Annotated in this window: 10 protein-coding genes; 1 reads left to right on the top strand and 9 read right to left on the bottom strand. The window is 73.7% G+C overall.

Going from position 1 to position 8120, the window contains the following annotated elements; translation table 11 throughout:
• Positions 1 to 212: 212 nt before the first annotated feature.
• Together HNQ09_RS17690 and HNQ09_RS17685 are read right to left on the bottom strand one after the other, a co-directional pair.
• Positions 213 to 728, bottom strand: a complete 516-nt coding sequence (locus tag HNQ09_RS17690; protein WP_184031789.1) for a GNAT family N-acetyltransferase — start codon at positions 726 to 728, stop codon at positions 213 to 215.
• A complete protein-coding gene (locus tag HNQ09_RS17685) occupies positions 721 to 1641 on the bottom strand; it encodes a carbon-nitrogen hydrolase family protein (protein ID WP_184031788.1) in 921 nt (306 codons plus the stop codon). Before HNQ09_RS17685 ends, HNQ09_RS17690 begins: the two co-directional genes overlap by 8 nt.
• 97 nt (positions 1642 to 1738) lie before the next feature.
• Between HNQ09_RS17685 and HNQ09_RS17680 the strand changes: the two genes are divergently transcribed.
• Complete coding sequence (locus HNQ09_RS17680; RefSeq protein WP_184031787.1) at positions 1739 to 2638, top strand: metalloenzyme domain protein; 900 nt, start codon at positions 1739 to 1741, stop codon at positions 2636 to 2638.
• A gap of 183 nt (positions 2639 to 2821) precedes the next feature.
• On the opposite strand, the gene HNQ09_RS17675 is transcribed toward HNQ09_RS17680, so the two are convergent.
• The 7 genes from HNQ09_RS17675 to HNQ09_RS17645 are packed head-to-tail and all read right to left on the bottom strand — an operon-like array spanning position 2822 to position 7917.
• Positions 2822 to 3454: a phosphoribosylanthranilate isomerase gene (locus HNQ09_RS17675; RefSeq protein WP_184031786.1), complete on the bottom strand. Its 633-nt coding sequence runs from the start codon at positions 3452 to 3454 to the stop codon at positions 2822 to 2824.
• On the bottom strand, positions 3451 to 3696 hold the full coding sequence (locus tag HNQ09_RS17670) for a hypothetical protein (RefSeq protein WP_184031784.1): 246 nt from the start codon (positions 3694 to 3696) through the stop codon (positions 3451 to 3453). Before HNQ09_RS17670 ends, HNQ09_RS17675 begins: the two co-directional genes overlap by 4 nt.
• Positions 3697 to 3739: 43 nt before the next feature.
• Entirely contained in the window at positions 3740 to 4618 is an 879-nt protein-coding gene (locus HNQ09_RS17665) for a metal ABC transporter permease (RefSeq protein ID WP_246363469.1), read from the bottom strand.
• A complete protein-coding gene (locus tag HNQ09_RS17660; RefSeq protein ID WP_184031783.1) occupies positions 4615 to 5529 on the bottom strand; it encodes a metal ABC transporter permease in 915 nt (304 codons plus the stop codon). Before HNQ09_RS17660 ends, HNQ09_RS17665 begins: the two co-directional genes overlap by 4 nt.
• Positions 5529 to 6320, bottom strand: coding sequence for a metal ABC transporter ATP-binding protein (locus HNQ09_RS17655; protein WP_184031782.1), 792 nt, complete (start codon positions 6318 to 6320; stop codon positions 5529 to 5531). The genes HNQ09_RS17660 and HNQ09_RS17655 overlap by 1 nt, the downstream gene beginning before the upstream one ends.
• On the bottom strand, positions 6317 to 7219 hold the full coding sequence (locus tag HNQ09_RS17650) for a metal ABC transporter solute-binding protein, Zn/Mn family (protein ID WP_184031781.1): 903 nt from the start codon (positions 7217 to 7219) through the stop codon (positions 6317 to 6319). The genes HNQ09_RS17655 and HNQ09_RS17650 overlap by 4 nt, the downstream gene beginning before the upstream one ends.
• Positions 7216 to 7917 carry a metal-dependent transcriptional regulator gene (locus tag HNQ09_RS17645; RefSeq protein ID WP_184031780.1) on the bottom strand — a complete coding sequence of 234 codons (702 nt, stop codon included), beginning with the start codon at positions 7915 to 7917 and terminating at the stop codon, positions 7216 to 7218. The genes HNQ09_RS17650 and HNQ09_RS17645 overlap by 4 nt, the downstream gene beginning before the upstream one ends.
• Positions 7918 to 8120: the final 203 nt, after the last annotated feature.

Raw genomic sequence — 8120 nt, 5'->3', positions numbered from 1 at the left:
CTTCCATGCCACCTTGCGCCTGAGATTGGCCCATCTGGTGCGCCGATCCCTCGCCTTCAGCCGCAGCCAAGTCCACCTGGAAACCCTGGTTTGGCCCTTCCTCCACCGCTACAACCGGTCATTACCTTGAAAACCACGACCGGGGCGAAGACGCCGCTCGCGGCTCACCCTGGGCCGTGGGCGACGACGGAAGCGGTCGCCGCGCCCGGCCCTCACAGCGGCAGCCAGAGGTGGTGCTCGGCGTAGTGCCGGCCCGCCGGGTCCTGCACCGCGTCGGGTTGGGTACCCCAGACCTGAAAGCCGCCGCGCTCGTACAGGCGCCGGGCCGCGTGCTGCGTCTCGGTGACGCCGAGGTGCAGCGAGGTCACGCCCGGCCAGCTGCGGGCGTGGGCGATTCCAGCACGCAGCAGCGCGTCGCCGCAGCCCCGGCCCCGCGCCCCCCGCGCGACCGAGACGCCGTAGATGGCCGCCCGGTGCGCCAGCGTGGGCCGCGTCTCCCGCGCCACCGAGAGCAGGCCGACCAGGTCGCCGCCCCACCAGGCGCCGAGGCTGACCGCGTCCGCACGGGCCTCCAGCTGCGCCGCCACGTCACCGGGCGCCCGGCCCGCGAACTCGGCGGCGGTCGTGATAAAGGCCAGGGGATCACTCTGAAGCGCCGCGAGCCGCGCGTCCCGGTAGGCGGGAGCGTCGGCGGGGGTCAGCGGCCGCAGCAAGAACGGCTCAGCCACGCACGGCCCCGGCCAGCCGGACGACCTCGGCGGGACCGGGACGGGTCTCGCTCGCCGCGCGGTCGCGCCAGTTCAGGACGTGGCCCTCCCGGCGCACCCGCCGCGTCAGGCTCAGGTCGAGGTCGCCCACCAGCCAGCCGGGCGCATTCCAGCCCCCCTCGGCCACGATTCCGCTGTCGGGCAGCCCATCGTCGGCGGGGGCGTAGAGGGCGGCGGCGCCCACCGCCGTCTCGACCGCGTAGGTCCAGGCGGCGTCCGCGATCAGGGGCGCGTGGACCGCGTAGCCCTGGGTTTCCAGCGCGCGGGCCATGCTCCCCACCCGGACGCGGGTGTACCCGGCCCGGCCGCCCGTAAAGGACGGCACGACCAGCAGCTCGGCCCCGCCTTCCGCCAGCCTGCGGGCCAGGGTCGGAAACTCGCTGTCGTAGCAGATCGCCACGCCGAAGCGCAGGACCTCCCCCTCCGGCAGCGGCAACTCGAACACCCGCACGCCCTCGCCAGGCGCGATGTCCCACTCCTCGGCCTCGAAGCGGGTCATCAGCAGCTTGTCCTGCTGGGCCGGGGTGCCGTCCGGCCCGAACACGTGGGCGCGGTTCACGAAGCCCCCGCCCTGCGCGACCGGAACACTCCCCGCCACGATGCCCACGCCGTGCTCGCGCGCCAGGCGGGCGTGCAGCGCCAGGAAGCCGGGCAGCAGGGCTTGCAGGGCGGGCCGCATCCCCAGGATGTCGTGGTGAAGTTCGGGCGGCAGCAGGGCGATGAGTTCCAGCGCCGCGTACTCGGGAAAGACCAGCAGCCTGGCGCCCTGCCCGGCCGCGTCCGCCACCCAGCCTGCCAGCTTGGCCTGATACGCGGCCCAGTCGGGAAGCCGGTCCACCGGGTACGCCGCCGCCGCCACACGCACAACCGTCATGGAGGGAGTGTAGCGGTCGGGGACCCTGCCGGGGGCCGGGCGCCCTGGCGCGGCGGCCCCCGGTCCCCCGCCCCCCTGGACCCCGTAGACTCCGGGCATGACGGGCGTGGTGTGGCTGGCACTCGACGGCCTGGGCCATCCCGCCGACGCCCCCGCCGGATCGGTGTGGGAGACCGAGTTGCCGGTCCTGCGCCCGCTGATCGGGGCAGGCCGGGCGCTCGACGCGGCGCTGGGGGTGCCGGGGCTGCCGCAGTCGGGCACCGGGCAGACCTGCTGGCTGACCGGGCAGGACGCGGTGCGGCAGATGGGCGAGCCGGGCCGGGGAGAACACTTCGGGCCGCACCCGGGGCCGACCCTTCAGCGCCTGCTGCGCGCCCGGGGCCTGCCGGGACGCCTGACGCGCGCGGGGGGGCGCGCGGCCCTGGTCAACCACTACCCCCCGGCCTATTTCGCGGCCCAGACGGGGGAGAGGGCGGTGCGGCGGCCCCGGGTGGGCTGCTTTCCCTACGCCTTTCAGGCGGCGGGCCTGGCGCTGAATCCGCCGGGGTTGCCGCCGTTGCCCGCCACCCTGGGTCTGGACTACGCCGCGCCCTGGCGGCCCCACACGCCCCCGGACACGCTGGCCCGGCTGGGCGAAGCGCTGGCCGAAGCCGCCCGCGACCACGACCTGCTGGTGGCGGACCTGTGGTTCGGGGACCTGCTGGGCCACCAGGGCCGCGACCCCACGCCGCCCGGGGTGCTGGCCGCCGGGCGGGCCTACCTGACCCGGGTGGACGCCCTGCTGACCGGACTGCTGGAGGCAGGTGCCCGGGTGGTGCTCAGCAGCGACCACGGCAACCTGGAAAACCTGCGGGTCAAGACCCATACCCTGGCCCGCGTGCCCTTCGCCGGGGTCGGGGTGGACCTCGGCGCGGCCCGCGACGTGGTGGGGGGAGGGCAGCAGATCGCCGGGTGGTTCGGCCTGCCGCCCCAGCGCGGCGAAGACGAGAAAACGTGAGGATCAGCGCTTTTCAGGGACCGGAGTTATCCACAGGGTTATCCACAGCCCCTGTGGATAAGGCGTGGAGAAGGGCCAATCCCCCTCGACCTCAGCGGGGACCTTTTCATCGTGTGGCACGGGATTGACAGGCGGCATTACGTCCAGGACAGACCGCGCCGGAGTTATCCACAGCCCAGCGTTTCACTGTGGATAACTCGGGTCGGTGGCACCCTGGGCGGCCTGCACGAAGGCCTGCACCTGCGCGGCGTCCTTGACTCCGGGGCGGGCTTCCAGGCGGCTCACGGCGTCCACTCCGGCCGGGCGCAGCGCCCGGATCGCCTGCGCCACGTTCTGCGGCCCCAGCCCTCCGGCCAGCCAGGCCCCCGGCGGAAAGACCTCGCGCAGCGCGGCCCAGTCCAGGGGGACCCCTCCACCCGGCTCGGGGGCGTCCAGCATGGGGGTCACGCCCGGCTGCGCGAGGGCTTCCAGCGCGTCCGGCTCCGCCAGATCGGCGGGGCGTAGCACACGCAGAACGGGATGATAGCGGGCGACCTCGCTCAGGTAAAGGGCCGATAAAGGACCGTGCAGTTGTACGGTGCTCACCCGCGCCGCCTCCGCCGTCCGCAGCACCTCGTCCAGCCCCTGCCCCAGGAAGACGCCGACCCGCGCCACGACTGGCCCCACGTTCAGCCCCGCCCCCCGCGCCACCTCCGGCGTGACCCGGCGTTTGCTGCCCGGCGCGAAGATAAAGCCCAGCGCGTCGGCCCCGGCCTCGGCGGCCAGCACCGCGTCATGGACCGAGGTGGTGCCGCAGACCTTGACCCGGACCCTCACGGGCGGGGGTCCCGGGCTTCCAGGGCCGCGACCCGCTCCTCCAGCTCGCGGGTGCGGCGCAGCAGGGCCGCGAACAGCAGCGCGTAGTGGTCGTAGAGCTTGGGCCGCTCCAGGCGCGTCTCCCCGGCCATCCAGCTCGACAGCAGCCGCTCGGCTTCCCGCAGCACCTCGTCGTCGGGCACGTCGCGGTAGGCGCGCCCCTCCAGGATCGTCTTGGCGAAGTTGAGTTCGCGGTCGGTCATGGACCTACGGTACGCGGTGCACGGGAGGCGAGCAAAGAACCCTTCAACCCCCCAGCACCGCCCGCCCCCGCACCCTTCTTGCCCGCCACGCCTGGGCCACCAGCGCCAGCATGAACTGCACGCCCAGCACCCCTGCGATCACGCCCGTGATGCTGGCGTCGAGCCAGAGGGCGACCGCGTAGCCGAGCACGCTGGCCCCCAGCCCCGCTGCCAGCGTGAGCGCCAGCGCCCGGCGCAGGCTCCGGGTGAGCAGCAGCGCGGTCGCGGGCGGCACGATCATGAAGGCGACGACCAGCACCGCGCCCACCGAGTCGAAAGCCGCGACGGTGGTGAGCGCCACCAGCGTGAGCAGCGCCCCGCCCAGCAACCCCGGCGAGAAGCCCAGCGTGCGCGCCAGACCGGGGTCGAAGGTGGAGAGGCGCAGTTCCTTGAACAGCCCGCCCACGAAGAGGGCGTTCAGCACCAGCATCCCGCCCAGCAGCAGCCAGGCGACCGGCAGCCCTCCCCAGCCGGTGCGGAAGGGGGTATAGGCGATCTCGCCGTACAGCACGGCGTCGAGGTCGAGGTGGACCTGCGAGTAGTTCAGGCTGACCGCGATCACCCCGGCGGCGAAAAGGGCCGGAAAGACCAGTCCCAGCGCCGCGTCGGCCTTCACGCGCCCGCTGCGGGTCAAGAGGGCTGTGAGGCCCACCGTCAGCAGGCCCGAGAGCGCCGCGCCGACCAGGGCGGGCAGGGTGGCGAGGCTGCCCCCGGTCACCCAGTACCCCGCCACGATGCCGGGCAGCGCCGCGTGGCTGATCGCGTCGCTGAGCAGCGCCTCGCGCCGCAGCACCAGAAAGAGGCCCAGCAGCCCGCAGGCCCAGGCGACCAGCACGGCCGTCACCACGATCACCAGATCGAAGTTCAGCGGGAGCGGGGTCATGGTCCTTCCCTCCTCAGCTCGCCCAGCAGCCGGGCACGGACCCGCCGCCCGTGCAGCAGCCCCGCGATCAATCCCCGGCCCGGCGCCAGCAGCAGCGAGAGCAGCGCCAGGGCGGTGGCGGTGAGCACCGTGACGGCCCCGGTGGGCAGCCCCTGGCCCACCGCCAGGCTCAGGCCCGCGCCCAGCCCGCCGCTCAGGGCGCCGAACACGCCCGCCAGGGTCAGCATCGCGCCCAGGCTGCGGGTCCACTGCCGGGCGGCGACGGCGGGGGCGATCAGCATCGTGGCCATCAGGACCACGCCCACGGTCTGGAGGCCCAGCATCACCGCGAGCACGGTCAGCGCGGTCGAGAGGGCGGTTAGCCCGCCCACCGGCCAGCCCTGCACGGCGGCGAAGGCGGGGTCGAACAGCGCGACCTTGAGTTCCTTGTGGGCCAGCGCCACCGTGCCCAGCGCCAGCGCCCCCAGCACCGCGAAGCGGGTCATGTCCCCGGCGGTCAGTCCGGCGGCCTGCCCGAACAGGAAGCCCTCCAGCCCCGCCTGCGCGGCGTTGCCGCCCTGCTGAATGGCGGTGAGCAGCGCGATCCCCACCCCGAAAAAGGCGCTGAAGGTCACGCCCAGCGCGGCGTCCTCCTTCAGGCGGCTGTACCGGAGGATGGCGAGCGCCAGCAGCGAGGCGGCCAGCCCCGAGAGGCCCCCGCCGACCAGCAGCCCCAGCGTGTCGCGGGTGCCGGTGAGCAGAAAGGCCGCGCAGATGCCCGGCAGCGCGGCGTGCGCGACCGTGTCGCCGATCAGGCTCTGGCGGCGCAGCACGCTGAACGACCCCAGCGTGCCCGCGACCAGCCCCAGCAGCGCCGACCCCAGCACGATATTTCGCAGGGTGTAGTCGGTGAAAAAGTCCAGGGGCGTCATCAGTCTCCTGCCAGCGCGGCGGCCAGCGCTCCATGCCGCTCCCCGTAGGCGGCGCGCAGGGCGGCGGGCGTGAAGGCCGTGTCGGTCGGTCCGCTGCTCACCAGCTGCACGTTCAGCAGCGCCACCCGGTCGAAGTAGTCCCGCACGGTGTCGAGGTCGTGGTGGACGGCGACCACCGTGCGCCCCTGCGCCCGCAGGTCCCGCAGCACGTCCACGATGGCCCGCTCGGTCACGGCGTCCACCCCCGCGAAGGGTTCGTCCATGAAGGTCAGGTCGGCCTCCTGCGCCAGTGCGCGGGCCAGGAACACCCGCTGCTGCTGCCCGCCCGAGAGTTCGCTGATCTGCCGCCCGGCGAAGTCGGCCATGCCGACCCGCTCCAGGCAGCCCAGCGCCGCCGCCCGCTCGCGCTGCCCGGCCCGCCGCAGCCAGCCCAGTCGCCCGTAGAGGCCCATCGTGACCACGTCGAGCGCGTTCGCCGGAAAGTCCCAGTCCACACTGGTGCGCTGCGGCACGTAGGCAACCCGGCGGCGCACCCGCGCGAGCGGCTCCCCGAAAAAGCGCGCCTCGCCCGAGAGCCGGGGCACCAGCCCCAGCGCGGCCTTGAGCAGCGTGCTCTTGCCTGCCCCGTTGGGGCCGATGATCGCGGTGAGAGAAGCGGCGGGCACCTCCAGGGAGACGTTCCAGACGGCGGGCTGTTCCTGGTAGGCCACGCTCAGGCCGCGCAGGGCGAGCGGTGGCAGGGCCGTGTCCACCCGCGCGGCGGCAGGGGACGAGGGCAGGGTGACGGTCATTTCAAGGCCTCCACGATGGTCTCGACGTTGTGGCGCACCATGCCCAGGTAGGTGCCTTCGGGCGTGCCGGCCTCCCCGGCGGCGTCGGCGTACAGCTGCCCGCCGAGGTCGACCGTATGGCCCCGGGCGCGGGCCGCCTCGCGCACCGCCTGCACCGTGCGCGGCGAGACGGTGGACTCGACAAAGACGGCCTTCACGCCGCGCTCGTCCAGAAACTGCGCCAGCGCGCGCACCCGCTGCCCCCCCGCCTCCGCCACGGTGCTGATGCCCTGAAGCCCCTGCACCTCCACCCCGTAGCGCCGCGACAGGTAGCCGAAGGCGTCGTGGGCGGTCACGAGGACCCGCTGCCGCTGGGGCACCGTACGGAACTGCGCGGCGGTCCAGCGGTCGAGGTCGGCCAGCTCGCCCAGGTAACGGTTGAGGTTCGCCGCGTACAGCTCCCGCCCGGCGGGGTCCACCCGCGTCAGCGCCTCCGCGGTCGCGCGCGCGGCGTAGGCCCACAGGGTCGGGTCGAACCAGACGTGGGGGTCGTGGGCGCCGCCCAGCCCCAGCAGCTTCTCCTCCGGAATGGCCTCTGAGACGGCCACGCTGGGCACCCGGGCATTCAGGGCGGCCAGGATGTCCACCATCTTGCCCTCCAGATGCAGGCCGCCGTACAGCACCAGGTCCGCGCCCGCCAGACGGCGCACGTCGCCCGCCGACGCCTTGTAGAGGTGCGGATCGACGCCCGGCCCCATCAGCCCGGTCACCCTCACCCGCTCGCCGCCGATCTGGGAGGCGAGGTCGCTGATCATGTTCACGGTGGTCACGACCTGCACCCGGCCGTCCTCGCGCGCGGTGGGGGGCGAGGCGCAGGCGGTCAGGGAGAGGGCGGCCAGCGGCGTGAGCCAGCGCCTCATGCCGGGTCCCCGGGGTTGCTGTCCTCGTGACGGTGTTCCGCGTGAACCTGCACCTGTGCGGCCACACCCAGCGCCAGCGTGAGCGGCCGGCCTGCGGCCAGTTCGACCGTCAGCGTGCCCAGCGCCGCGTCCACCTGCCGCAGCGTGAGGGCCGCGCCCGGCGTCAGGCCCGCCGCCACCAGCGCCCGCAGTTGCGCGGGGTCGCCGTCGGGCACCCGGGCCACGGTGGCGGCCTCGCCCGGCGCGAGCTGCGAGAGGCGGCGCTCGGCGCGGGCGGGCAGCTCGCCCTCCAGGGTCGGGATGGGGTCCCCGTGCGGGTCGAAGGTGGGGTCGCCCAGCCACGCGGCGATGCGGGCTTCGAGCCGCTCGGACAGCGCGTGCTCCAGCCGCTCGGCCTCCTCGTGGACCTCGTCGAGCGGCACGCCCAGCGCCCGGTGCAGGAAGAGTTCGAGCAGGCGGTGGTGACGCAGCACCTCCAGCGCGGCCTGCTGGCCCTCGCTGGTCAGCTCCGCGCCCTGGTACGGCGCGTGGTCGACCAGCCCCTGCTCGTGCAGCTTGCGCAGCATTCCGGTCGCGCTGGCAGGCACCACGCCCAGCGCCCCGGCCAGCGCCTGCGTGTTCACCTTGCCGCGCTGGCCCAGCACATACAGGTGTTTGAGATAGTCCTCGGCAGAGGGCGAGAGCGTGCGGGGGGTCATGCTTTTATTTTAGGCATGACTAAAAGTAAAGTTCAAGGTAGAAAAAGCGGCGGCCAGCCGCCAGAGGAGGACGCTGGCTTCTGAACATGGGGCGGATGTTCGGTGCAGCTCTGCCACGAAGCCGGGGGCCGAAGCTGAATGCCCGGCGGGGCAGCGGCCAGCCGGGAACTTTTTGCCCTCCCCCTGACTCCTACCCTGTGAGG

This window comes from Deinococcus budaensis (assembly GCF_014201885.1).
Taxonomy (GTDB): domain Bacteria; phylum Deinococcota; class Deinococci; order Deinococcales; family Deinococcaceae; genus Deinococcus; species Deinococcus budaensis.
The sequence above is the reverse complement of the archived record's forward strand: the minus strand, read 5'-3'. Positions and strand labels throughout refer to the sequence as shown.

Bases quoted from the DNA above. Each gene is read 5' to 3' on its own strand.
- HNQ09_RS17685 (WP_184031788.1), bottom strand. From the start codon at position 1,641: ATGACGGTTGTGCGTGTGGCGGCGGCGGCGTACCCGGTGGACCGGCTT.
- HNQ09_RS17680 (WP_184031787.1), top strand. From the start codon at position 1,739: ATGACGGGCGTGGTGTGGCTGGCACTCGACGGCCTGGGCCATCCCGCC.
- HNQ09_RS17670 (WP_184031784.1), bottom strand. From the start codon at position 3,696: ATGACCGACCGCGAACTCAACTTCGCCAAGACGATCCTGGAGGGGCGC.
- HNQ09_RS17665 (WP_246363469.1), bottom strand. From the start codon at position 4,618: ATGACCCCGCTCCCGCTGAACTTCGATCTGGTGATCGTGGTGACGGCC.
- HNQ09_RS17660 (WP_184031783.1), bottom strand. From the start codon at position 5,529: ATGACGCCCCTGGACTTTTTCACCGACTACACCCTGCGAAATATCGTG.
- HNQ09_RS17655 (WP_184031782.1), bottom strand. From the start codon at position 6,320: ATGACCGTCACCCTGCCCTCGTCCCCTGCCGCCGCGCGGGTGGACACG.
- HNQ09_RS17650 (WP_184031781.1), bottom strand. From the start codon at position 7,219: ATGAGGCGCTGGCTCACGCCGCTGGCCGCCCTCTCCCTGACCGCCTGC.
- HNQ09_RS17645 (WP_184031780.1), bottom strand. From the start codon at position 7,917: ATGACCCCCCGCACGCTCTCGCCCTCTGCCGAGGACTATCTCAAACAC.